Origin of the sequence: Georgenia sp. M64, from assembly GCF_038049925.1 — a bacterium.
Taxonomy (GTDB): Bacteria; Actinomycetota; Actinomycetes; order Actinomycetales; family Actinomycetaceae; genus Georgenia.
Window position 1 is genome coordinate 134,662 of the sequence record NZ_CP145809.1, and the last position, 22,794, is coordinate 157,455.

Consider the following 22,794-nt stretch of genomic DNA (forward strand, 5'->3'; position numbering starts at 1 on the left):
GCCATGACCCACGACCCGCAGCCCCTGACCATCGCCGGGAGGCAGGTGCCCGTCGTCACGGCCAACACCGTCGTCGTCGGCACCGGCTCGGCCGGCTTCTGCGCCGCCGACCGGCTCGTCGACTTCGGCCAGGACGACGTCGTCATGGTCGTGGACAAGGTCGGCGCCGGCGCGAGCCGCAACGCCGGCTCGGACAAGCAGACCTACTACAAGCTCACCCTCTCCGGCTCCGACCCCGACTCGGTCCACGAGATGGCCCGCACCCTCTTCTCCGGCGGAGCAATGGACGGCGACAACGCCCTCGCCGAGGCGGCCCTGTCCGCGCGGGCGTTCCTCCACCTGTGCGACCTCGGCGTCCCGTTCCCGCAGAACCGGTACGGCGAGTTCATCGGCTACAAGACCGACCACGACCCCCGCCGGCGCGCCACCTCCGTGGGCCCGTACACGTCGCGGTCGATGGTCACCCAGCTCGAGGAGAAGGTGAACCGCGACGGCACGCGCATCTTCGACGACTGCCGCATCGTCGACCTCGTCACCTCCGGCGGCGCCGTCGTCGGCCTGCTCGTCCTGCGCCTGGACGTCCCCTTCGACGGCGACGAGAGCCCGTTCATGCTCTTCCGCGCCACCAACGTCGTCTACGCCACCGGCGGCCCGGCGGGCCTGTACGCCACGCGGGTCTTCCCCAACGGCCAGTGGGGCGCCTCGGGCGCCGCCTACCGGGCGGGCGTGCGCGGCAAGAACGTCACGGAGTGGCAGTTCGGCCTCGCCTCGATCAGGCCGCGGTGGAACGTCTCGGGCACGTACATGCAGGTGCTGCCCCGGTTCGTCTCCACCGACGCCGACGGCGGCGACGAGCGCGAGTTCCTCTCCGAGGCCATCCCCGACTACGGGCGCCAGCTGTCGCTGATCTTCCTCAAGGGCTACCAGTGGCCCTTCGACGTGCGCAAGGCGCTGGACGGCTCGTCGCTCATCGACCTGCTCGTCTACCGCGAGACGGTCCTGCGCGGGCGCCGCGTGTTCCTCGACTTCCGGTCCAACCCGGTCCGGCCCGAGCTGGACGCGGGCGAGCTCAGCCCCGAGGCGCACGCGTACCTCGAGCGGGCCGGCGTCCTCTTCGGCACGCCGATCGAGCGCCTGCAGCACATGAACCGCCCGGCATACGACTTCTACCTCAACAAGAACCCGTACGTGGACCTCGAGAAGGAGATGCTCGAGATCGACGTCTGTGCCCAGCACAACAACGGCGGCCTCGTCGTCGACGCCTGGTGGCAGTCCAACCTCGCCGGGTTCTTCCCGGTCGGGGAGGCCGGCGGCGCTCACGGCGTCTACCGGCCCGGCGGTGCCGCGCTCAACAGCGGTCAGGTGGGCGCCACGCGGGCGGCGGAGTTCATCGCCGCCCGGCGCACGGACACACCCGTGGACGACGCGGCCTTCGCGGCCGCGGCCGAGCCGGTGCTGGCCGGGGCCGTCGAGCTGGCCGCCGCCGCGACCGCCCGGTTCGCCGGCGGCGAGGAGGACAACACCGGTGACCTCCTGCGCGAGGTCGGGGAGCTCATGAGCGCGAAGGCCGGACCGGTGCGCTCGGCGCAGTCGATCCATGAGGCGCTCGTCCAGGTCCAGAGCTGGCTCGCCGGCTACGAGCGGTTCGTCAGCGCCGACGGCGGGTCGCGACGCGCCGTCAACCGCACCTTCCTCGTCCGTGACATCCTCACCACCGCCTACGTCTACCTCTCGGCGATGGCCGACTACGTCGGCCACGGCGGGCGGTCGCGGGGGTCGGTGCTCTACACCGACCCGGACGGCTCGCTGCCGCGGGCCGGGTTCGGTGCCGACGCCGAGCGGGAGCTGGACCTGCCAGAGCTGTTCCGCTTCAGCCTCGACGGCGGGGCTCTCGACGGGGAGGTCCAGGAGACCTGGTGGACGCCGCCGGCCGGCGCGGCGGACGGCCGGACCGTGTACGGGGACGCTGGGACCGCGTACGACGACGGCGGGACCGCGCAGAAGGACGGCGTCGACGGCGCGGGCCGGGTCGGGTTCGAGTGGCGACCCGTGCGCCCGATCCCCGAGGACGACGACTTCTTCGAGAACGTCTGGCGGGAGTTCCGCGAGCACCGCAACATCTACTGACGCCGGAGGGTCCCGATGACCGCCGACTCCCCGCCCGGGGCCTCGCTGCCCCGGCCGCTCGACGTGCCCCTGCTCGACGTGCCCCTCCTCGACGGCCCGGTGCGCCTCGCCGGCCTGGCCGAGGTGGAGCCGACGCCGGACGGCCTGGTGCTGCACCGGCTGCCCGCGGCGGCGCGCGCGCAGCTCCCCGACGACTTCGTGACGATGTGCGAGGAGCAGCCGGCGGGCGTGCGGCTCCTCATGCGCACCTCGGCGACCGTCCTCGAGCTGGACGTCCGGGCCACGCGGACCCGGTTCACCGGGCGCCCGGTGGCCGACGCGGGCCGCTACGAGGCGGTCGTGGCCGGCGCCGTCGTCGCCTCGGGCACCGCCGAGGCCCACGGGGTCCTCGAGCTCGACCCGGTGACCGGCCTGGGCGCCCGCCGGCCGGGCCCGGTGGCCACCGTGCGCCTCGGCCCGCTGCCCCCCGGCGAGAAGGACGTCGAGGTCTGGCTCCCGTACGGGGAGATCACCGTGCTCGTCGCGCTGCGCGCCGACGCCCCGGTCGTCGCCGCCGCCGGGGAGACGCGCCCGCGGTGGGTCCACCACGGGAGCTCGATCAGCCACGGCGCCTCGGCCACCGCACCCACGGGCACCTGGCCGGTCGTGGCCGCCCGGGCGGCGGGTCTGGACCTGGTCAACCTGGGCCTGTCCGGCAACGCGCTGCTCGACCCCTTCACCGCCCGCGCGATCCGGGACCAGCCGGCCGACGTCATCACCCTCAAGCTCGGCATCAACGTCGCCAACCACGACGGCTTCCGGCGCCGGACCTTCGCCCCGGCGGTGGACGGCTTCCTCGACACCGTGCGGGAGGGCCACCCGGACACGCCTGTCGTCGTCATCTCGCCGATCCTCTGCCCGATGGTCGAGGACCGGCCCGGGCCGACGTCGATCGACCCGGACTCGCCGCCCGGCGCCCCGATCTTCCGGACCGCGGGCAAGCCCGAGGAGGTCGCGGAGGGCAAGCTGAGCCTGGCCGTGATGCGGGAGATCCTCGCCGCCGTCGTCGCCCGGCGCCGCGCGGCCGGCGACCAGGCGTTGACCTACCTCGACGGCCGGGAGCTGTTCGGCGAGGCCGACTGGAACCGGATGCCCATGTCCGACCTGCTCCACCCCGACGACGACGGGCACCGGCACATGGGGGAGCGGTTCGCCGCCCTGCTGCCCGGGCTCGCCGCGCTGGGCAGCTAGCGCGGGGTGTCGGCCGGACCCTCCGGCGCGGGGTGTCGGCCGGACCCTCCGGCGCGGGGTGTCGGCCGGACCTCCTGGCGGGGCGGCGTCGACTCCCGCAGGACGACCTCCCCGGCGAGGTGGACCTCGCGCGGCTCGCCCGGCCCCAGAGCCAGCTCCGTGGCCAGCACGCCCGCCTCCACGAGGGGGACCCGCACGGTGGTCAGGGCCGGGGTGATGTCGCGGAGGGTGGAGATGTCGTCGAACCCGGCGACGGCGACGTCGTCCGGCACCGCGACGCCGGCGTCCCGGGAGGCGGCCATCGCACCCACCGCCATGACGTCGTTGACGGCGAAGACCACCTCGGGCCTGGCCTCGCGCCGCAGCAGCTCGGCCATGCCCTCGTACCCGCCGTCGCGGGTGAAGCCGGAGTGCACGACCGTGCCCTCCGCCAGGGGTGCGCCGAGCTCGTCGAGCGCCTCGCGGAAGCCGCTGAGCCGGTCCCGGGAGGTGAGGTGGTCCACCGGGCCGGCGACGACGGCGAAGCGGCGGTACCCGATCCCGTGCAGGTGCCGGGCGAGGTCGGCGGCCCCCTCGCGGTTGTCCACCACCACGGTGCTCATGCCCTCCAGCGGCTGGCTGACGAGCGCCACCGAGCCGCCGGCGGCCTGGAACCCCTCGAGTGCCTCGCGCAGCGCCGCGGTGCCCTCGGGGTCGTCGCGCCGGCCGCCGGTGACGACGATGGCGCGGACCCGCTGGCGGCGCAGGAGCTCGACGAAGCTCACCTCGCGGGCAGGGTCGTGCTCGGTGGAGGTCAGGACCACCGACAGGCCCGCGGCCTCGGCGGCGCGGGTCACGCCCGCCGCGATGGCGGAGAAGTAGGGGTCGGCGATGTCGTGGACGATGAGCCCGAGCGAGGTGGTGCGCCCCCGGGCCATGGCCTGGGCGTTGGCGTCGGGGGAGTAGTGCAGCCGCGCCGCGGCGGCGAGGACCCGCTCGCGCAGCGCCGGTCCCACCGTCCGGTTGGTGCTGCCGTTGATCGCCCGCGACGCCGTCGCGAGGGACACCCCGGCCTCCCGGGCGACGTCGCTGAGGGTCGTGGTGCGCACCTGCCCAGGGTAAAGGCTTTCCGGCTTGCCGCGGCGGTCTTCGCCACTCGATAGTGTGGCCGGTGCCGAGGTGTGGCGGCCGTCGGGGCCGCCCGAGGGACCAGGAGGCACGATGAGCCAGGCCGGGGCATCTCCCGTCGAGGCGGTCGACCGCGCCCTGCTCGCCCTCCAGGCCCTGGCCGACGCCGGCCCCCGCGGGCTGGTGCTCGCCGACCTCGCCGCGTCGCTGGGGTTGAACAAGACCACCACCCACCGCGCCCTCGCCGCGCTGAAGTTCCGCGACTTCGTCATCCAGGACGCCGTGAGCGGCCGGTACGTGCTAGGTCCCGGTGCCACCCGGCTGGGCGAGTCCTTCTACGCCGACGAGAACCTGCCCGCGCTCCTGCACCCGGCCCTCGTGGCCCTCGTGGCCGAGGTCGACGAACTGGTTCACCTCGGGGTGCTCGCGGGGACGCAGGTCGTCTACCTCGACAAGGTCGAGCCCGAGCGGGCGGTGCGGGTCTGGTCGGCGATCGGACGGCGCGTGCCGGCGGCGACGACGGCGCTGGGCCGGGCGCTGCTGGCCTACCGCGGCACGGACCGGCCCGTGCTCGAGGGGTACGTCCGCTCCCTCCCGGACCCCTCGCCGGCCGTCGCGGAGCGCGCCTGGGCCGCGCTCGAGGAGGCCCGGGCCGGGGGGTTCGCCCGGGAGAGCGAGGAGAACGAGCCGGGCATCAGCTGCCTCGCGGTGCCGCTCCTGCGCCTGGGGGCAGCCGTGGCCGCGGTGAGCGTGACCGCGCCGGCCGAGCGCATGACCGAGGACCGCGTCACCGCCCTGCGCGGGACGATCTCCCGGGTGCTGCCGCCCCTGCTGCCCGAGGGCTTCACCCTCCCCGAGCCTGCCCGCTGACCGGCGAGGTCCCGACGGACCGACGAGGCCCGACGCCCGACGAGGCCCGACGCCCGACGAGGCCCGACGCCCGACGAGGCCCGACGCCCGACGAGGCGCGACTGACCGCGATCCCCTCACCAGGGCGGTTGCGGCCGTAGGCGCGACGTGACAGAGTGCGTTACACCTACCGTTATGTGCGTTCCCCTGAGTGAAACGGAACCTTTCATGGATGTCCTCCAGGCCCTCACCGACGCCCGCCTGGTCCCCGTCGTCGTCCTCGACGACGCCGCCGACGCGGACCCGCTGGCCGCCGCCCTCGTCGCCGGCGGCCTGCCGGTCGCCGAGGTCACCTTCCGCACCTCCGCCGCGGAGGATGCCATCCGGGCCATGTCGGCCCGCGGTGACATCCTCGTCGGCGCCGGCACGGTGCTCACCGCCGAGCAGGTGGACCGTGCTGTCGACGCCGGGGCCTCCTACGTCGTCTCGCCCGGTCTGAGCCGCGCCGTCGTCGAGCGCTGCCGCGAGCGCGGCGTGCTCCCGCTGCCGGGCGCCGTGACCGCCACCGAGATCCAGGCCGCCCTCGAGCTCGGCCTGGACACGGTCAAGTTCTTCCCCGCCGGCACCTCCGGCGGCGCCCCCGCCATCAAGGCCCTCGCCGCACCCTTCGGCGGAGTGCGCTTCGTGCCCACCGGCGGGATCGGGCCGAAGAACCTGCGCGAGTACCTCGACATCCCGGCCGTCGCCGCCGTCGGGGGGTCGTGGATGGTGCCGAAGAACCTCGTCGCCGCCGGCGACTTCGCCGAGGTGACCCGCCTGACCACCGACGCCGTCGCGCTCGCCGCCGGCGCCTGAGAGAGGACCAGACATGAGTGACCTGACGATCCGCCCCGCCGAGGAGTGCCAGTACGACGTCGTCTCCCTGGGCGAGGTCATGCTCCGCCTGGACCCGGGCGAGGGCCGCATCCGCACCGCCCGGAACTTCCGCGCCTGGGAGGGCGGCGGCGAGTACAACGTCGCCCGCGGCCTGCGCCGGTGCTTCGGCCTGCGGGGCGCCATCGTGACCGCCCTGGCCGACAACGAGATCGGCCGCCTGGTCGAGGACCTCATCCTCACCGGCGGTCTCGACACCCGCTTCATCAGCTGGGTGCCGTACGACGGCATCGGGCGCGGCGTGCGCAACGGCCTGAACTTCACCGAGCGGGGCTTCGGGGTCCGCGGCGCCGTCGGGGTCTCCGACCGCGGCCTCACCGCCGCGTCGCAGCTCGCCCCCGGCGACGTCGACTGGGACCACCTCTTCGGCGAGCTCGGGGTCCGGTGGCTGCACACCGGCGGGATCTACGCCGCGCTGTCGGAGACGTCGGCCGAGACGGTCGTCGCGGCCGTCACCGCCGCCAAGCGGCACGGCACCGTCGTCTCCTACGACCTCAACTACCGGCCCAGCCTGTGGAAGGCCATCGGCGGGCAGGACAAGGCGCGTGAGGTCAACCGCGAGATCGCCGAGCACATCGACGTCATGATCGGCAACGAGGAGGACTTCACCGCCTCGCTCGGCTTCGAGGTCGAGGGTGTGGACGAGAACCTCTCCGAGCTCGAGGTCGACAAGTTCGCCGCCATGATCGACAAGGTCGCGGCGGAGTACGAGAACTTCAAGGTCATCGCGACGACGATGCGCACCGTCCGCAGCGCCACCGTCAACGACTGGGGCGCCCTCGCCTGGTCGCGGGCGACCGGGACCGTCCAGGCCACCCACCGGCCCGGGCTGGAGATCCTCGACCGGGTCGGTGGCGGGGACTCCTTCGCCTCCGGGCTCATCTACGGCCTCCTCGAGGGCGAGCCCCTCCAGACGGCGGTCGAGTACGGCGCCGCGCACGGGGCGCTGGCGATGACCACCCCGGGCGACACCACCATGGCCAGCAAGGCCGAGGTGCTCAAGCTCGCCGGTGGTGGCGGGGCCCGCGTCGACCGCTGAGTCGACGTCACGCCTGAGCGCAGGGCGCGCACACCGGGAAGGGGCCGGTCGACCGTCGAGGTCGGCCGGCCCTTCTGTGCGCCCCTGCGTGCTCTGTCCGTCCGCTGGCGCAGGCGGACGCTCCGGTGGAGGGCTGCTCGCAGCGCGGGAGGTCCACCAGGGGTGGGGGAGCCGGTGCACACGCGGGCGACACCCTCCTCTTGACGGGTGTGTGCGCTGGCGCATAGATTGGTGGAAAGCGCATTCCCGGAGGCACCGACGCCGCCGCGGCCGCCCTGAGACCCGGAGGAACCCACATGACCACGCTGCGCATCGCGATGAACGGCATCACCGGACGCATGGGCTACCGGCAGCACCTCGTGCGCTCGATCCTGCCGATCCGCGACGCCGGCGGCGTCGAGCTGCCCGACGGCTCGCGCGTGCAGGTCGAGCCGATCCTCGTGGGCCGCAACGAGGCCAAGCTCCGCGAGCTCGCCGAGCTCCACGGCGTCGAGCACTGGACCACCGATCTCGACGGCATCATCGCCGACCCCACCGTCGACATCGTCTTCGACGCCTCCATGACGAGCCTGCGCCCCGCGACCCTGGCCAAGGCCATGCGCGCCGGCAAGCACATCTTCACCGAGAAGCCCACCGCCGAGACCCTCGAGGACGCCGTCGAGCTCGCCCGGCTGGGTGAGGAGTCCGGCGTCACCGCCGGCGTCGTCCACGACAAGCTCTACCTGCCCGGTCTGGTCAAGCTCCGGCGACTGGTGGACGAGGGCTTCTTCGGCCGCATCCTCTCCATGCGCGGCGAGTTCGGCTACTGGGTGTTCGAGGGCGACGTCCAGGCTGCGCAGCGCCCCTCCTGGAACTACCGCAAGGAGGACGGCGGCGGCATGACCGTGGACATGTTCTGCCACTGGAACTACGTCCTCGAGGGCATCCTCGGCTCCGTCGAGTCCGTCACCGCCAAGGCCGTCACCCACATCCCGACCCGCTGGGACGAGAAGGGCCAGCCCTACGAGGCCACCGCCGACGACGCCGCGTACGGGATCTTCGAGGTGCGCACCCCCGACGGTGACCCCGTCATCGCCCAGATCAACTCCTCGTGGGCCGTGCGCGTCTACCGCGACGAGCTCGTGGAGTTCCAGATCGACGGCACCCACGGCTCCGCCGTCGCCGGGCTGAACAAGTGCGTCGCGCAGCAGCGCGGCCACACCCCCAAGCCGGTGTGGAACCCCGACCTGCCGGTCACCGAGTCCTTCCGCGACCAGTGGCTCGAGGTGCCCGCCAACGCCGACCTCGACAACGGGTTCAAGCTGCAGTGGGAGGAGTTCCTCGGCGATGTCGTCGCGGGGCGTCCGCACCGCTACGGCCTGCTCTCCGCCGCCCGCGGCGTCCAGCTCGCCGAGCTCGGCCTGCAGTCCTCGGCCGAGGGGCGGCGCCTGGAGATCCCGGAGATCACCCTGTGAGCGCCCCGCCGGCCGGGACGGACCGCGTGGTGGTGGACCTGCCGAACGTCGTCGGCACCACCGACCCGTACGTCCTCGGCGCCCGCGGTCCCTGGACCCGGCCGGCGGGCCCCCTGACCGCGCGACGCGCCTTCGCCGCCGCGCACGTCGTGCCCCTGACGACGGCGGACAACACCCCCGGCCGTCCCGCCGAGCTCGACTGGGACGCCACGCTGGGCTTCCGCCACATGCTGTGGTCCTACGGGCTCGGCGTCGCCGAGGTCATGGACACCGCCCAGCGCGGCATGGGCCTGGACTGGGACGCGGCTGCCTACCTCATCCGCCGCACGGCCGCCGAGGCCCGCTCGGTGGGCGGGCTGCTGGCGTGCGGCGCCGGCACCGACCACCTGACGCCGGCCCGGGTCGCCGAGCTCGTGGCGGGCGACCGGGAGGCGGGCCTGCACGCCGTCACCGACGCCTACCGCGAGCAGCTGGGGACGGTCGCCGCTGCCGGTGCCACGCCCGTCCTCATGGCCTCGCGTGCCCTCGCCGCGGTGGCCCGGGACGCCGACGACTACCTCGCCGTCTACTCCACGCTGCTGTCTGAGGTGACCGAGCCGGTCATCCTGCACTGGCTCGGCGAGGTGTTCGACCCGGCGCTCGCCGGGTACTGGGGGGCCGGGGACCCGCACGCGGCGGCTGCAACGGTGCTCGAGCTCCTGCGCGCCCACGGGGGCAAGGTCGACGGCGTCAAGGTCTCGCTCCTCGACGCCGGGTTCGAGGTGTGGCTGCGTGGGCAGCTCCCGGCCGGCGTCCGGCTGTACAGCGGGGACGACTTCAACTACCCCGAGCTCGTCGTGGGTGACGACCATGGCCACTCCGACGCGCTGCTCGGCGTCTTCGCCGCCATCGCCCCGGCCGCCTCCACCGCCCTCCAGGCGCTGGAGTCGCGGGACGAGGCGGGCCGGGCCCGAGCGCTGGAGATCCTGCGCTCGACCGAGGCGCTCGGCCGGCACATGTTCGAGGAACCGACACCCCACTACAAGGCGGGCATCGCGTTCCTGTCGTGGCTCAACGGGCACCAGCCCGGCTTCCAGATGGTCGGGGGCCTGCAGTCGGCGCGGTCCGCGCGCCACCTCACCACCCTCTTCCGGCTCGCCGACGGCGCGGGCCTCCTGCTCGACCCCGACCGTGCCGCGCACCGCATGAGGGCCTTCCTCGAGGTCGCCGGCATCACTCCCGAGGAGACCCGATGACCGACCTGTCCCGACTGTCCCTCAACACCGCCACGACCAAGGCCTGGACCCTCGAGCAGGCCGTCGACGGCGCTGTGCGGGCCGGCCTGCCGGCTCTCGGGCTGTGGCGTGACCGTGTGGCCGAGGCGGGGCTCGAGCGCAGCGCGCGTCTCGTCGCCGACGCGGGTCTGCGGGTGTCCTCCCTGTGCCGCGGCGGTTTCCTCACCGCCGCCGACGACGAGGGACGGCGCGCCGCCGTCGAGGACAACCGGGCGGCGATCGTCGAGGCCGCCACCCTCGGGACGCGCGAGCTCATCATGGTCGTCGGCGGACTGCCGGCGGCGAGTGCGCCCGGTGGGCCGGCCCTGCCCGACGGCGACCGTGACGTCGTGGCTGCGCGCCGGCGGGTGGCCGACCGGATCGGCGAGCTGGTCCCCTTCGCCGGCGAGCACGACGTCCGGCTCGTCCTGGAGCCGCTGCACCCGATCTTCGCCGCGGACCGGGCGGTGCTGTCCACCCTCGGTCAGTGCCTCGACCTCGCTGCCGACTTCCCGGCCGAGTCGGTCGGGGTGGTCGTGGACACCTACCACGTGTGGTGGGACCCGGAGCTGCGCACGCAGATCGCCCGGGCCGGGGCCGAGGGCCGCCTCGCGTCCTACCAGGTGTGCGACTGGATGCTGCCGCTCTCGGCCGACCCGCTGCTCTCCCGCGGGTACATGGGCGACGGGTACATCGACTTCCCGACGATCACCCGCTGGGTGAGCGAGGCCGGCTACGCCGGCGACGTCGAGGTGGAGATCTTCCGCCAGGAGATCTGGGACGCGCCCGGTGACGAGGTTGTCGCCACGATCGCCGACCGGTACGTGCGACACGTCCTGCCCTCGCTCACCGCGCCGGTCCGCAGCGCCTGACAACAGAAGCTGGCTCCGGCGCCCGACCTTCGCGCCGGACGTCAGGTCCGGGACGGGACGCCCACGGGGAGCGGCTCTGCGCTTCGGAGCCGCCCAGCCGACCCACCGGCGCCGTCACCCGCGAGCCGGTCCATGACGCGCGCGGTTACTCCGTGACGCCGAGGTCGTCCGTCTCCCGAAGCGGTCCGTGACCCGACGCCATCAAGACGGCCTTCGTCGGGTGTGTCGGGAACCTTGCGCCACCCCCGATCGTCGGACTTACAGTGGAACCCGTGGGGCTCGGGCCCCCAGCGAAGGTGAGGTGGGCGCGGTGCAGGTCGACGCCAGCGCGGTCGTCGAGACGGTCGGGCAGGTCCTCCTCGTCGGAGGGCTGGTCACGCTCGCCGTCGCCACCGCGGTCGGACTCGCTCTCTGGTACGTCGTGCGCCGGGTCCGGCGGTCCCGCCGCCTGCGCCGCGGCCTCGACCGGAGCCGGCTGACCGTCCGGTCGGTCGCCGCCGACGACGCCGGCCGCCGCCTGGCTCGTCTTCACCTGGAGCTGCACCGCTCTCTCGACGCGACCCAGCGCTCCATCGGCGCTGCCACCTCCTCCCACCGGCCGGTGGGCAACATGCCCTCGATCGCCGCGAACCTCGTCCGCGCGGGCGAGCAGCTCGAGGAGGAGCTCCGCCTCGCCGAGCTCGAGCCGGACAAGGCGCTGCGCGAGACCTGGGCCGCGTGGCTCGAGGGGCAGGTCGCCGAGCACGCCCGCCTCTCCACCGACCTGCGGCGGTCGCTCCTCACGACAGGCGTCGGCCCGGGCGTCAACCACCTCGACCGCGCCAGCCAGCACCTCGCCGTCGAGATCGAGGCCCTCTCGGCGTGGGACCCCGCGTACCGCAAGCACCCCCACAGCGCCTGAGGCGACGGATGTCCATCGGTCGACGGCTGGCGCGACTCGTCCGCGCCGAGCGGCGCGTGCGCCCCGACGATCCCGTTCGAGCGGTCGAGGCTGCCCACGCGCGTCAGGAGGAGCTCGTGGACGCCGCTCGGCGCAGCGTCGCCGACGTCGCCGTGCACCGGCGCCGCACCGAGATCCTCGCGGAGCGCGCCGCGGCCGAGGCCGGGCGGGCCGCGGACCTGGCCGCAGCGGCAGTCGCCGCCGGCGACGACGGCGCCGCCCGCGAGTACCTGCGCAGCTCCCTCGCCGCCGAGGAACGTCACCGCACGCTCCAGGACCGCTACGCCGCGCTGGACGCCCAGGTCCGCGAGCTCGAACGCACTCTCGGCGGGCTCGAGTCGCGCACGGAGCAGGCCGCCCGCCACCTCGACGACCTGCGCGCCGACCACGACGCTGCCCGCGCGTCCCTCGGGATGCGGGACGCCGCCGCCGTCGCCGGCCGCCGGGCCGCCGACGCAGCGCTCGCCGCGGACCGCGCGGAGGACGAGATCCGCCGGCTGAGAGCACGCGCCGTCGGGCACGCCGAGCTCTCCTGGTCCGACCCCGGCTCCGCGCAGGTCCGAGACGCCTTCGACCGGCTCGAGACCGGACTGGCCGCCGAGAGGGAGCTCGAGCGGCTCAAGGAGCGCCGCGCCATCGAGGGCGGCTGACCGCTCCCCGCCCGCGACCCTCCTCGCCCGGGTTACCGGCCTTCCCCGCACCGCCGTCGCGGCGTAGCGTGGTCGGCGCGCCGGCCCGCCCGGCGACGGGGGCCCGCACGTCGACGGAGCGACGATGGCGAACGACCGGCTCAGACCGCAGACCCGCGCGCTCCTCGGCGCGTTCACCCTGCTCACGCTCCTCGCCGTCGTCTCCCTGGTCGGCGGTGCCGCGCAGACCGACCGCACCTTCGCCTGGACGATCCAGCCACCCGCGACGGCGACGTTCCTCGGGGTCGGCTACCTCTCGGGCACCGTGCTCGTCGTGGGCTCCTGGCGCTCGCGCTCCTGGGCGCGGACCCGTACCCCGGTTCTCGTCATCGGCGTGTTCACGGCTCTGACCCTGGCTGCCACGGTCCTCCACCTCGATCGTTTCCACCTCGGCGCGGGCGGGCTGGCGGAGGGCGCCGCCTGGGCGTGGCTCATCGTCTACGTCGTCGTGCCGCTGTGGATCGGTGTGACGCTGGTGCGTCAGGGCCGTCCAGCCGCCGGCCGCGGACGGCGCCTGCCGAACGTGCTGAGGGTTGCCCTCGCCGCCGAGGGAGCGGTGCTCGCCGTCGTGGGCGCCGTGCTGTACCTCGTCCCGGCCGCCTCGGCCTCCTGGTGGCCCTGGGCGCTGACGCCGCTCACGGCGCGCGCCGTCGCGTCGTGGCTCCTCGCGTACGGCCTGGCCGCTGCGCTCCTCGTCGGGGCGGACCGGCTCGACCTCCTCGAGGTGCCGGCCCTCGCGTACACGGTCCTGGGGGTCGGGGAGCTCGCCGTGGGTCTCGCGGCAGCCGGTGCCGGCACCGCCGACCTGGGGAGTCGCGCCGGCGTCGGCTACCTGGTCGTGGGCGGCACGGTCGTGCTCACCGGGGCGGCGACGGCTCTCGCCGCGCGGCGCGCCGGGACGACGCCCACCCCGCGGCGTGCCGGGCCGCGACTCACCCCCCGGCGCGCCGGGCCGAGACTCACCCCGCGGCGTGCGCGGACCCGTCCATGACGCCGACCAGACCGCGCTCGCCCGCGGCCATGACGTGGCCGTGCGCCGCCCGGAAGACGGGGGCCGCGACGGGGGAGAGTGCGCGCATCCACGGACGGCGCGTCTCGACGTCCCAGGTGATGTCGGTGGCCACACCGCCCGTGGTGGGGCGCAGCTCCCACCGTCCCCGGCCGGTGAGCTGCCCGGCCACCCGCGCCTCGACGAGGAACGGCGGCCGGATCCTCACCACCTCGACGCCGAAGGAGAGTCGGTACCCCAGCGGGGTCCGGAAGACGAGGTGCGTGCGCCGCCCGTGGCCCAGCCTGTCGCCGTCGGCCACGACCCGCGACGACGCCACGTACGGCCACCACGCCGGCCAGGCCTCGACGTCCCAGAGCACCGGCCACAGGTCGTCGGCCGTCGTGGGGACCTGCCACGTGGACGTGAGCAGGAATCGCGCCACCGGCACACCGCCTTCCGTCCTCGGGCCGAGCTCGACCGTCCAACCCTTCGACAGCTCCGGTGACCAGCCTGCCTGCCTGTCCGCGGACCAACCCGTCTGCCCGTCCGTCGACCGGCCTGCCCGTCCGTCCGGTGACCAGCCTGCCCGCCCGTCGCCCCCGCCACCACCTGGAGGTCCACAGCGATGACCACCGACGACGCCGTTGCCGGTCCTGTCCGTCCCGCGATCGTGCTCCTCACCCGCGACGACGGCACGCGCCGCATCGTCGAGGACGCGCTGCACCGCCGGTACGGCGCGGACTACGACGTCCACACCTTCGGTGACGTCGCGACCACCCACGACGAGCTCGCGGGGCTGACCGCCGCCGGGACACCGGTCGCCCTCGCCCTCGTGGCGCTGGGCACCGACGACCCCGACGGGCTCGAGGTCCTCGAGCACCTCCCGGTGGACCGCACCTGCGTGCGTGTGGCGCTCGTACGGTGGGGCGACTGGAGCACCACCCGGCCCATCTTCGACGCCATCGGCATGGGCGCGATCGACCGCTGGATCACGTGCCCCGGCCTGCCGGTCGACGAGGAGTTCCACACCGCCGTCACGGAGTACCTCGAGGAGGCGGCGACCCGGCGCGGCACCCGGTTCGAGGTGGTCCGCGTGGTGGGCGAGCGCTGGGACCCGCGCACGCAGCACCTGCGCGACCTCTTCGACCGAAACCACCTGCCCGCGGGCTTCTACGACGCCACCGCCCCGGAGGGGCGCGCCGTCCTGCGCGCCGCGGGGCTGGCGGACCCGGCCCTGCCCGTCGTGCTCCTGCACTACCAGCAGGTCCCGACCGTGCTGCAACGGCCCACCGACATCCAGATCGCCGACGCCTTCGGCCTCTTCGAGCCGGTCGGCAGGGACGAGGTGTTCGACCTGGCCATCATCGGCGCCGGTCCCGCCGGGCTCGGCGCCGCCGTGTACGCGGCGTCGGAGGGGCTGCGCTCGATCGTCGTGGAGCAGGAGGCCGTCGGCGGCCAGGCCGGGACGTCGTCGCTCATCCGCAACTACCTCGGCTTCCCCGCGGGCATCTCCGGCGGCCGCCTGGCGTTCCGCGCCTACGAGCAGGCCTGGACCTTCGGTGCCCGGTTCCACTTCATGCGCTCGGTCACCGGGCTGGCCGCCGACGGTGACGAGCGGCGCCTGACGCTCTCCGACCGCGGTACCGTCCGGGCCGCCACCGTGGTCCTGGCGACCGGGGCGTCCTACAAACGGCTCGGGGTCCCCAGCCTCGACGGCCTCTCCGGCCGCGGCGTCTTCTACGGGGCCACGGTCTCCGAGGCGCCGGCCATGCGCGGGCGCCAGGTGTACGTGGCCGGCGGAGGGAACTCCGCCGGCCAGGCGGCGGTGCACCTCGCCCGCTACGCCGATCACGTCACCCTGCTCGTGCGGCGCCAGGGCCTGGAGACGACGATGTCGGAGTACCTGCGCCGGGAGATCGCCTCCACCCCCGCGATCACCGTCCGCACCCGCTCCGAGGCGGTCGCCGGGACCGGGACGGACTTCCTCGAGACCCTCACCCTGCGCGACCTGGACACCGGCGCGGAGGAGACCGTGCCCGGCGTGCTGTTCGTCCTCATCGGTGCCGAGCCGCACTCGCAGTGGCTCGCGGGCTCCGTCGCACGCGACCGGTGGGGCTACGTCCTCACCGGCGCGGACCTCACCGGCGGCCGGGGCACGGCCGCCCCGGCACCGGAGGACCCCACCTGGCCGGCGGAACGGTCCCCGGCGATGCTCGAGACGACGATGCCCGGGGTGTTCGCCGTCGGTGACGTCCGGCACGGCTCGGTCAAGCGCGTGGCCTCGGCGGTGGGGGAGGGGGCGCTCGCCGTCTCCCTGGTCCACCAGCACCTGGCCCGCCGGTAGCGGCCGGTGGGGCGCCCGGCCCGGCCGGGCCGGCACCGGTGGGGCGCCCGGCCCGGCCGGCAGGAACCGCTGGGGCACCCAGGCCGCCGCACCAGAACCGGTGGGCCCGGGCGGGGCATCCGACGGCGTCATGGCGCGTAGCGTCGGCCCTGTGAACGACGACGTCATCAGGGTCGACCGCCTGGAGAAGTCCTTCGGCCGGGTGCGGGCACTCGACGGGCTCGACCTCACGGTCGCCCGCGGGGAGGTCCACGCCTTCCTCGGGCCCAACGGTGCGGGGAAGTCCACCACGATCCGGGTCCTGCTCGGCCTGCTGCGGCCCGACGCCGGCCACGTCGAGCTGCTGGGCGGGGACCCCTGGCGCGACGTCGTCGCCCTCCACCGGCGCCTCGCCTACGTCCCCGGCGACGTCAGCCTGTGGCCGGGCATGACCGGCGGCCAGGCGATCGACCTGCTCGGGAATCTGCGCGGTGGGCTCGACGAACGGCGCCGCGCCCACCTCCTCGAGCGCTTCGAGCTCGACCCCACCAAGCGCGGGCGCACCTACTCCAAGGGCAACCGGCAGAAGGTCGCGATCGTCGCCGCGCTCGCGTCCGACGTCGAGCTCCTCGTCCTGGACGAGCCCACCTCCGGCCTGGACCCGCTCATGGAGGCGGTCTTCCAGGAGGAGATCGCCGCCGAGCGCGAGCGCGGCCGCACCGTCCTGCTCTCGTCCCACATCCTCAGCGAGGCCGAGGCGCTCGCGGACCGCGTGAGCATCATCCGCGAGGGCCGGGTCGTCGAGACCGGCACGCTCGCCACGCTGCGCCGGCGTACCCGCACCACGGTGCGCGCGGACCTGGCCGGCCCGCCGCCCGCCACGCTCGACGGCCTGCGTGCGGTGCGCGACGCCGAGATCGAGACGCGTGACGGTCGGTCGGTGCTCACCGGTCACGTCGACGGCGACGACCTCGCCGCCGCCGCGGCGGAGCTGTCCCGTCTCGAGCTGCTCTCGCTCACCGTGGCACCGCCGTCGCTGGAGGACCTCTTCCTGCGGCACTACGGGTCACCGTAATGAGTGCTGCCCGCGCGCGTGCGGGGGCACACGTCGCCAGCGGGGGCACGACCGCTGCGCACACCCGGACCCGCTCCCGCGCACACGGGGCGAACCGGCGCGGCGAGCCGCGCGCCGACGCGCCCAGGGGCACCGCCGCCATGACCGGGACGCGGCGTCTTCTCGTGGCCCTCGCCGAGCAGGACCGCGCGTCCATCGCTCCGTGGGTCGCCCTCATCACGGTGCTGTCCGCGTCGTCGGTGCTCGTGTACCCGTGGATCTTCCCCGACTCCGCGAGCCGGCTCGAGCTGGCCGCGACCGTGGGAGCGAACCCCGCCCTCGGCCTCATCTTCGGCCCGGCGCGGGACCTCTCCACCGCCGACGGGTTCAACGCCTGGCGTGCGTTGAGCCTGGGCGGGTTCTTCGCCGCCCTCATGGCGATCTTCACGGTGGTGCGCAACAGCCGCGCCCTGGAGGACTCCGGGCAGGCCGAGCTCGTCGCCGCCGGCGTCGTCGGCCGCGGGGCCCGGCTCGGCGCGGCCGTCGGCCTGGCGGGCCTGGCGTCGGTCGCGCTCGGCGTCGTCTCGGCGCTCGTCACGATCCTGCTCGGCGGCTCCCTGGTGGACTCGCTGACCCTCTCGGCCACCTTCACCGCCTCGGGGCTGATGTTCGCCGGGGTCGCGGCCGTGGCGGCGCAGCTCGGCTCGGACGCGCGGACGGCGAGCACGCTCGCCGTCGTCGTCCTGGGGTCCTCCTTCCTCCTGCGCGGCTGGGTCGACGCGGGCGGCGGCGCGGAGTGGATGAGGTGGCTCAGCCCTCTGGGGTGGATGCACGAGGTCCGGCCTGCGGCCGGGAACCACTGGCTGCCCCTGCTCGCCGCCCTGGGGCTGAGTGTGGCGCTGATCGCCGTCGCGGTCGCGCTGCAGTCGCGGCGCGACTTCGGCCAGGGAGTCGTGCCGGTCGCGCCGGGACCGGCACGAGGCCGGGTCGCGGCCACGCTCACCGGGTTCGTCGTCCTCCTGCACCGCGGTGCACTCCTGTCGTGGGCGGTGGCGTTCGCCGTCGTCGGCGCGGTGTTCGGCACCCTCGCGACGTCGGTGGGCGAGCTCATCGCGGAGAACCCCACCGTCGGCCTGCTCATCGCCGCCGGCGGCGCGACGGAGGAGAGCCTCGTCCTCCAGCTGGTCCTGACCCTCCTCAGCCTCCTGGGCACCCTCGCCGCGGTCCTCGGCGTCCAGGTGGTCATGCGGCTGCGGGCCGAGGAGGTCGCCCACCGGGTCGAGCCGGTCCTGGGCGCGGCCGTGCCCCGCTCGGCCCTCCTGCTGCGCCACGCGGCCGTCGCGCTCCTCGCCCCGGCGGTGGCGATGCTCCTCGGCGGCACGGTCCTGGCCTGGGTCGCCGCGTCGCAGGACGCCACGGTCGGTGCCGGCGAGGTCGTGTCGCAGGCGGTCGCCACGGTGCCGGCCGCGTGGGTGCTGGTCGCGCTCGCGCTGGCCGCCGTCGGGGCCCGGCCCCGCCTGCGCATGGTGGGGTGGGCCGGGGTGGTGGCGAGCTTCGCCCTGACGATCCTCGGCCCGATCTTCCGCCTCGACGACTGGGTGCTGGGTATCAGCCCGTTCTGGCACGTGCCGGACGTCAACGCCGCCGAGCCGGACCTCACCGGTCTGGCGGGGCTGGCTCTGGTGACCGCGGCGCTCGTGGTCGTGGCGTTCGTGGGCTTCCGCCGCCGCGACGTCGACTAGCGCCCGGCTCCGGCGTCGTCCGTCGCACGGGGTCCCCGTCGCGTTCCCGCCGCTGAACCGCCGCGCCCACTGTGCCGCGCCTCTAGCGTTCGTCCATGCGAATCCGTGCGCTCATCGTCGTCGCCCTGCTTGCCGCGGGCGGCGCCGGCTGCACCGACACGACCCGGCCCCTCGTCCCGGTCACCTCCGGGTCGGCAGCGCCGGCCCCGACCGCCCCAGTGACGTCGAAGCCGTCGGCCGGCGAACCCACCCTGACCGGCGAGACCGCGGCGGCCGGCGCGGGGACGTCGGCGCCGTGGACGGTCCCGGACGTCCCGGGCGAGATCGCCCGGGCGATCGTCTCCGGCGGCAACGGGGAGAGCATGATCTCCGGAGCCGCCACGGCCGGGGAGCCGCTCACGCTCCGGGTCGCGTGCCGAGACACGGCGTCAGGGGCCGAGGCCGGGTACTCCCTCGTCGACGCCCGCGTCGACCAGGAGCGCTCACTGGGGGAGCGCACCTTCCTCAGCGGTACGGCGCAGTGCGACGGGCTCGAGACCGTGAACGGCTTCTCCGCCGATTTCACCGGGCCCGTGCAGGTCATCCTCACGATCGACGCAGTGGACCCCGTCGACGGCTACGCGATCCTCAGCACGTCCTAACGACCGGCCTCCCGGACCAGCTCCTCGAGCCGGTCCGCGTGCGCACCGCGCCAGAACGGCTTGCCGCACCGCGTGCACCGGACGAACTCCTCGTACGTGCGCGCGGTACCCGGCAGCAGCAGGTGGGCCACCTCCGCCTTCGTCACGGGGACGAGCGGCCCGCCGCACCGCGCACACAGCGTCAGCGGGGCGAGCGGCGGTCGAACCGGTCCAGGACGTCCGCGAGCTGCTCCGTGGTCGTCCGGCCGTGGACGTCCGCGGCGCGGGCGGGCTGCCGGGCCCAGGAGCCGGCCGTCGTGGCGACCACGGCGCCCCCGTCGGGGGCGAGCACCCGACGTCGGAGCAGCCCTCGGTCCTGGGTCAGCAGCACCCGGGTCTCGGCGACGGCGCGCGCGGCCAGCTCGTCGTCGTCGGCGGCGTTGGAGTAGTCCACGTCGATCCCGAGCAGGCGCATCCGGCGGGCGAGCGTGCCGAGGTGGACGTCGAGGAGGAAGCGCCAGGCCGCCACGGGCTGCGGGCGCCGCACCGGCGCGACGACGACGACGTCACCCGGGCGCGGCCGCGCGTCCACCCCGACCTCCGTGCCCGCGACCGTGATCGCGCCGACCTCGGTCAGCGGCAGCCCCGCCGCCGGGACGAGGTGGCGCAGCGGCACGCCGGCCTCGAGGGGCACGTCGGCCTCCCGGACCCGCGGGGCCAGGTAGCGGCGCAGCGACGGGTCGACCCGGAGCCGTGGCGGGCCGGCGCTCATCCTCCGAGGCTACGTCGCGGCGGCCAGCGCCGGGACGGGGGACGGTGGGACGAGCCCGCGGTGGGTCGGGTAACGGGGTGGCGGGGCCGGGCGGCGAGGGGGGTCAGGACGCCGCGGGCTCCTGGCGGGTCTCCGGCGCCGGCAACCACAGGACGGCGGCGGCCAGCGAGATCCCGCCGGACAGCGCGAAGGCCGCGCCGTAGCCCACATGGTCCACGAGCAGGCCCGCCAGGACCGGCCCGAGGATCTGCCCGACGTCGGTGGCCATCTGGAACGCGGCCAGCACCGGGCCGCCGGAGCGCTCCTGTCCGACCACGTCGGCCACGGTGGCCTGCTGGGCGGGGTTGAGCATGCCCGTGCCCACGCCGGCCAGCGCCGAGACGGCAAGGAGGGAGACGACGTCGCCGGTGAGCCCGAGGACCGCGGTCAGCGCCCCGCTGACGGCGAGGCCCAGGATGACCAGGGGCTTGCGGCCCCGGCTGTCCGCCAGGCGTCCGGCCGTGCCGAGCGCAGCGGCATTGCCGACGGCGAACGCGGCCAGCGCCGCACCCGCCGCCCACGGCGCGGCGCCGAGGGCCGCCGCGGCGAAGAGCGGGACGATCGCCACCCGGACGCCGAAGTTCGACCAGCCGTTGGCGAAGCCCGAGGCGAGTGACGCCCGGTAGGCGGGATGTGCCCACCCCTCCCGGAGGGTCATCGGCGGCCGCGGGACCGTGCCGGGCGGCGGGCGGAGCGCCTCCGGGCGGAGCAGGACCGCCACGAAGCCGGCGGCGACCACCAGTGCTGCGGCGTAGACGAGGAAGGGCACGCGCAGCCCCGCCTCGGCGAGCAGACCGCCGAGCAGCGGGCCGCCGATGTTGCCCAGGAGGAAGGCGGTGCCGTATGCGGCCGAGGCGCGCCCCCGCGCGGCGGGAGGGGCGAGCCGGACGATGAGGCCCATCGCCGAGACGGTGAACATCGTCGAGCCGATGCCGCCCAGGCCGCGGAAGACGAGGAGCTGGCCGTAGGACTGCGCGAACGCCGTGACACCGGTCGACAGAGCCACGATGAGCAGGCCGGTGATGTACACCGCACGCTCGCCCAGGCGGGTGACCAGGCGCCCGCTGGCCGGGGCGAACACGAGCCGGAAGAAGGCGAAGACGCTCACCACCACCGAGGCGGCGGTCACGCCGACGTCGAAGCTGCGCGCGAACTGGGGGAGCACCGGGGCGACGAGGCCGTAGCCCATGGCGATGACGAACGCGGCGGCGACGAGCACCCAGATCTCGCGGGGGAGCGTGGCGGGCGCGGGAGTGGCGCGGGTATCGGTCATGTCGCGGTCGATTATGCGCTCACAGGAAGGCCGTGCCGCACCCGGCACGTGAACGGCCCCCGGGCACTCCCCCGGGGGCCGTGTCCGAGGCTCAGCTCACGAGGCGGATGGTGAGCGGGTACCGGTAGCGCTCGCCACGGTTCGCGGCCACGGCCGCCAGGATCATGAAGACGACGGCTGCGATGTAGTACAGGTAGAGGAACGCCCCGATGCCGAGGGTGATGACCGTGATGATCGTCATCGCGACGCCGAGGATCGCCAGGGTGATCTGGAAGTTCAGTGCCTCCTTGGACTGGTCCTCCACGAAGGCGCCACGGTCCTTGAGCACGAGCCAGGTGATGAGCGGGCCGAGGAACGAGAAGAGGCCGCTGATGTGGGCGAGTGTGGCCCACAGCCGCTGGTCCGCGTCGCTCATGATGGTCGGCGCGTAGGGCTGCTGCTGGCCGTAGCCGGGCTGGGGGTACGGGGGCTGCTGGCCGGGCCGGCCGTACTGTCCGGGTCCGGGCTGGTCGTACTGTCCGGGGCCGGGCTGCCCGTACGGGGGCTGGCCGGTCTGGCCGTAGCCGGGCTGGTCGTACGGGGTCTGCTGGCCGGTCTGGCCGTAGCCGGGCTGCCCGTAGCCGGGCTGCTGGCCGGCCTGGCCGTAGCCGGGCTGGTCGTACCCCGGCTGCCCGTACTGCCCCTGCTGGGTCCCGTAGCCCTGGCCGCTCTGGCCGTAGCCGGTCTGCGCGCCGGTCGGGCCGTAGTCGGGGCCGGCCTGGCCGGAGCCGGTCGGGCCGTATCCCGAGTACCCCGACTGGCTCGTTCCCTGCTGGGACTGCTGGCCGTAGTCATGGCGCGGCTGGTCGTGGTCCTCATCCGCAGCGCGGTCGGGCGCGGCCCCCCACGCCTCGCCCTGGGCGGCCGCGGCGGCCGCCGCCGGCGACGGAGTGTCGGTGCTGTCGGTGCTGTCGGTGCTGTCGGTGCCGTCGGTGGCATCGGTCCGGTGGGGTGCGGCGCCCCACGCCTCGCCCTGTGCGGCAGCCGCTGCCCCAGCCGGCGACGGGGGCTCGGAACGCCCCGAGAGCGGCACCGTCGGGTCCTGCGGGAGCGGGGTGGTCGCGTCCGCGCCCTCCTGAGGCAGCGGCGTCGTCCGTGCGCCCTCGGAGCCCTCGTCGTGCTCGGGCGTCGTGCGCTCCGGGTCGTTGGGGTTGGTCGTCATGCTCGCTCACCACTCTTCGCGTCGGATCACTGCAGCCTCAAGCGTCCCAGCACGTTGGCGTCGGCGTACAGGATTCGGGTGTCGGCGGGGCGCGCTGCCCGAGTACACCAGGGCAGGTGGGAGAAGAGAACGTCAGGGTATGCCGGACGTTCTCTTCGGCGTGTGGGCTGGCCGGTCCCGCCCGCACGACGTGAACCCGGTCACAGGTGGCGCACTCGTGACCGCGACCCGTGCCGCAGCGGCAGGCACCCCTTGACCGTGGCAGGGGGCGGTCCTACGGTGGCCG

At 74.8% G+C, this 22,794-nt stretch carries 19 protein-coding genes and 1 pseudogene; 15 read left to right on the forward strand and 5 right to left on the reverse strand.

Going from position 1 to position 22,794, the window contains the following annotated elements; all coding sequences use genetic code 11:
* Window positions 1-3: 3 nt before the first annotated feature.
* Together AAEM63_RS00610 and AAEM63_RS00615 are read left to right on the forward strand one after the other, a co-directional pair.
* On the forward strand, window positions 4-2,127 hold the full coding sequence (locus tag AAEM63_RS00610; RefSeq protein ID WP_341359813.1) for an FAD-binding protein: 2,124 nt from the start codon (window positions 4-6) through the stop codon (window positions 2,125-2,127).
* Window positions 2,128-2,142: 15 nt separating this feature from the next.
* Window positions 2,143-3,357 carry a GDSL-type esterase/lipase family protein gene (locus AAEM63_RS00615; RefSeq protein WP_341359814.1) on the forward strand — a complete coding sequence of 405 codons (1,215 nt, stop codon included), beginning with the start codon at window positions 2,143-2,145 and terminating at the stop codon, window positions 3,355-3,357.
* Here AAEM63_RS00615 and AAEM63_RS00620 read toward each other — a convergent pair.
* Entirely contained in the window at window positions 3,354-4,445 is a 1,092-nt protein-coding gene (locus AAEM63_RS00620; protein WP_341359815.1) for a LacI family DNA-binding transcriptional regulator, read from the reverse strand. The genes AAEM63_RS00615 and AAEM63_RS00620 overlap by 4 nt on opposite strands.
* A gap of 112 nt (window positions 4,446-4,557) precedes the next feature.
* Between AAEM63_RS00620 and AAEM63_RS00625 the strand changes: the two genes are divergently transcribed.
* The 9 genes from AAEM63_RS00625 (at window position 4,558) to AAEM63_RS00665 (ending at window position 13,484) form a co-directional block, all read left to right on the forward strand.
* Window positions 4,558-5,334 (forward strand): IclR family transcriptional regulator, encoded by a 777-nt coding sequence (locus AAEM63_RS00625; RefSeq protein WP_341359816.1) that lies wholly within the window; start codon window positions 4,558-4,560, stop codon window positions 5,332-5,334.
* 207 nt (window positions 5,335-5,541) lie between these two features.
* The gene (gene eda, locus AAEM63_RS00630) at window positions 5,542-6,168 is read left to right on the forward strand and encodes a bifunctional 4-hydroxy-2-oxoglutarate aldolase/2-dehydro-3-deoxy-phosphogluconate aldolase (RefSeq protein WP_341359817.1); all 627 of its coding nucleotides are present in this window, start codon (window positions 5,542-5,544) and stop codon (window positions 6,166-6,168) included.
* Between the two features lie 13 nt (window positions 6,169-6,181).
* Window positions 6,182-7,285 (forward strand): sugar kinase, encoded by a 1,104-nt coding sequence (locus tag AAEM63_RS00635; RefSeq protein ID WP_341359818.1) that lies wholly within the window; start codon window positions 6,182-6,184, stop codon window positions 7,283-7,285.
* Window positions 7,286-7,581: 296 nt separating this feature from the next.
* The gene (locus AAEM63_RS00640) at window positions 7,582-8,739 is read left to right on the forward strand and encodes a Gfo/Idh/MocA family oxidoreductase (RefSeq protein ID WP_341359819.1); all 1,158 of its coding nucleotides are present in this window, start codon (window positions 7,582-7,584) and stop codon (window positions 8,737-8,739) included.
* A 32-nt stretch (window positions 8,740-8,771) separates the two neighbouring features.
* Complete coding sequence (locus AAEM63_RS00645; RefSeq protein ID WP_341361279.1) at window positions 8,772-9,974, forward strand: dihydrodipicolinate synthase family protein; 1,203 nt, start codon at window positions 8,772-8,774, stop codon at window positions 9,972-9,974.
* Window positions 9,971-10,864, forward strand: coding sequence for a sugar phosphate isomerase/epimerase family protein (locus tag AAEM63_RS00650; RefSeq protein ID WP_341359820.1), 894 nt, complete (start codon window positions 9,971-9,973; stop codon window positions 10,862-10,864). Before AAEM63_RS00645 ends, AAEM63_RS00650 begins: the two co-directional genes overlap by 4 nt.
* 301 nt (window positions 10,865-11,165) lie before the next feature.
* Window positions 11,166-11,765, forward strand: a complete 600-nt coding sequence (locus tag AAEM63_RS00655; protein ID WP_341359821.1) for a hypothetical protein — start codon at window positions 11,166-11,168, stop codon at window positions 11,763-11,765.
* A gap of 8 nt (window positions 11,766-11,773) precedes the next feature.
* Entirely contained in the window at window positions 11,774-12,454 is a 681-nt protein-coding gene (locus AAEM63_RS00660; protein ID WP_341359822.1) for a hypothetical protein, read from the forward strand.
* Window positions 12,455-12,578: 124 nt separating this feature from the next.
* Complete coding sequence (locus tag AAEM63_RS00665) at window positions 12,579-13,484, forward strand: hypothetical protein (RefSeq protein WP_341359823.1); 906 nt, start codon at window positions 12,579-12,581, stop codon at window positions 13,482-13,484.
* Here the strand turns inward: AAEM63_RS00665 and AAEM63_RS00670 are convergent.
* Entirely contained in the window at window positions 13,453-13,926 is a 474-nt protein-coding gene (locus AAEM63_RS00670; protein WP_341359824.1) for an SRPBCC family protein, read from the reverse strand. The genes AAEM63_RS00665 and AAEM63_RS00670 overlap by 32 nt on opposite strands.
* 183 nt (window positions 13,927-14,109) lie before the next feature.
* Here AAEM63_RS00670 and AAEM63_RS00675 point away from each other — a divergent pair, with 183 nt between their 5' ends.
* From AAEM63_RS00675 to AAEM63_RS00690, 4 genes are all read left to right on the forward strand, one after another.
* Complete coding sequence (locus tag AAEM63_RS00675; protein WP_341359825.1) at window positions 14,110-15,828, forward strand: FAD-dependent oxidoreductase; 1,719 nt, start codon at window positions 14,110-14,112, stop codon at window positions 15,826-15,828.
* Between the two features lie 151 nt (window positions 15,829-15,979).
* Window positions 15,980-16,882 carry an ABC transporter ATP-binding protein gene (locus tag AAEM63_RS00680; RefSeq protein WP_341359826.1) on the forward strand — a complete coding sequence of 301 codons (903 nt, stop codon included), beginning with the start codon at window positions 15,980-15,982 and terminating at the stop codon, window positions 16,880-16,882.
* Between the two features lie 140 nt (window positions 16,883-17,022).
* Entirely contained in the window at window positions 17,023-18,603 is a 1,581-nt protein-coding gene (locus AAEM63_RS00685; protein ID WP_341359827.1) for a multidrug ABC transporter permease, read from the forward strand.
* Window positions 18,604-18,698: 95 nt separating this feature from the next.
* Window positions 18,699-19,244 (forward strand): hypothetical protein, encoded by a 546-nt coding sequence (locus AAEM63_RS00690; RefSeq protein ID WP_341359828.1) that lies wholly within the window; start codon window positions 18,699-18,701, stop codon window positions 19,242-19,244.
* On the opposite strand, the pseudogene AAEM63_RS00695 reads toward AAEM63_RS00690, so the two are convergent.
* From AAEM63_RS00695 to AAEM63_RS00705, 3 genes and pseudogenes are all read right to left on the reverse strand, one after another.
* Window positions 19,241-19,995, reverse strand: a pseudogene (locus tag AAEM63_RS00695) (Mut7-C RNAse domain-containing protein). The gene AAEM63_RS00690 and the pseudogene AAEM63_RS00695 sit on opposite strands and share 4 nt — an antisense overlap.
* Window positions 19,996-20,098: 103 nt before the next feature.
* A complete protein-coding gene (locus AAEM63_RS00700) occupies window positions 20,099-21,307 on the reverse strand; it encodes an MFS transporter (RefSeq protein WP_341359829.1) in 1,209 nt (402 codons plus the stop codon).
* A 91-nt stretch (window positions 21,308-21,398) separates the two neighbouring features.
* A complete protein-coding gene (locus tag AAEM63_RS00705) occupies window positions 21,399-22,508 on the reverse strand; it encodes a DUF4870 domain-containing protein (RefSeq protein WP_341359830.1) in 1,110 nt (369 codons plus the stop codon).
* Between the last annotated feature and the right edge of the window lie 286 nt (window positions 22,509-22,794).

Excerpts from the sequence above, each read along its gene's own strand:
- AAEM63_RS00650 (WP_341359820.1), top strand. The coding sequence starts at position 9,971 with ATGACCGACCTGTCCCGACTGTCCCTCAACACCGCCACGACCAAGGCC.
- AAEM63_RS00625 (WP_341359816.1), top strand. The coding sequence starts at position 4,558 with ATGAGCCAGGCCGGGGCATCTCCCGTCGAGGCGGTCGACCGCGCCCTG.
- AAEM63_RS00610 (WP_341359813.1), top strand. The coding sequence starts at position 4 with ATGACCCACGACCCGCAGCCCCTGACCATCGCCGGGAGGCAGGTGCCC.
- AAEM63_RS00660 (WP_341359822.1), top strand. The coding sequence starts at position 11,774 with ATGTCCATCGGTCGACGGCTGGCGCGACTCGTCCGCGCCGAGCGGCGC.
- AAEM63_RS00700 (WP_341359829.1), bottom strand. The coding sequence starts at position 21,307 with ATGACCGATACCCGCGCCACTCCCGCGCCCGCCACGCTCCCCCGCGAG.
- AAEM63_RS00615 (WP_341359814.1), top strand. The coding sequence starts at position 2,143 with ATGACCGCCGACTCCCCGCCCGGGGCCTCGCTGCCCCGGCCGCTCGAC.
- AAEM63_RS00685 (WP_341359827.1), top strand. The coding sequence starts at position 17,023 with ATGACCGGGACGCGGCGTCTTCTCGTGGCCCTCGCCGAGCAGGACCGC.
- AAEM63_RS00640 (WP_341359819.1), top strand. The coding sequence starts at position 7,582 with ATGACCACGCTGCGCATCGCGATGAACGGCATCACCGGACGCATGGGC.
- AAEM63_RS00705 (WP_341359830.1), bottom strand. The coding sequence starts at position 22,508 with ATGACGACCAACCCCAACGACCCGGAGCGCACGACGCCCGAGCACGAC.
- AAEM63_RS00675 (WP_341359825.1), top strand. The coding sequence starts at position 14,110 with ATGACCACCGACGACGCCGTTGCCGGTCCTGTCCGTCCCGCGATCGTG.
- eda (WP_341359817.1), top strand. The coding sequence starts at position 5,542 with ATGGATGTCCTCCAGGCCCTCACCGACGCCCGCCTGGTCCCCGTCGTC.
- AAEM63_RS00690 (WP_341359828.1), top strand. The coding sequence starts at position 18,699 with ATGCGAATCCGTGCGCTCATCGTCGTCGCCCTGCTTGCCGCGGGCGGC.
- AAEM63_RS00665 (WP_341359823.1), top strand. The coding sequence starts at position 12,579 with ATGGCGAACGACCGGCTCAGACCGCAGACCCGCGCGCTCCTCGGCGCG.
- AAEM63_RS00635 (WP_341359818.1), top strand. The coding sequence starts at position 6,182 with ATGAGTGACCTGACGATCCGCCCCGCCGAGGAGTGCCAGTACGACGTC.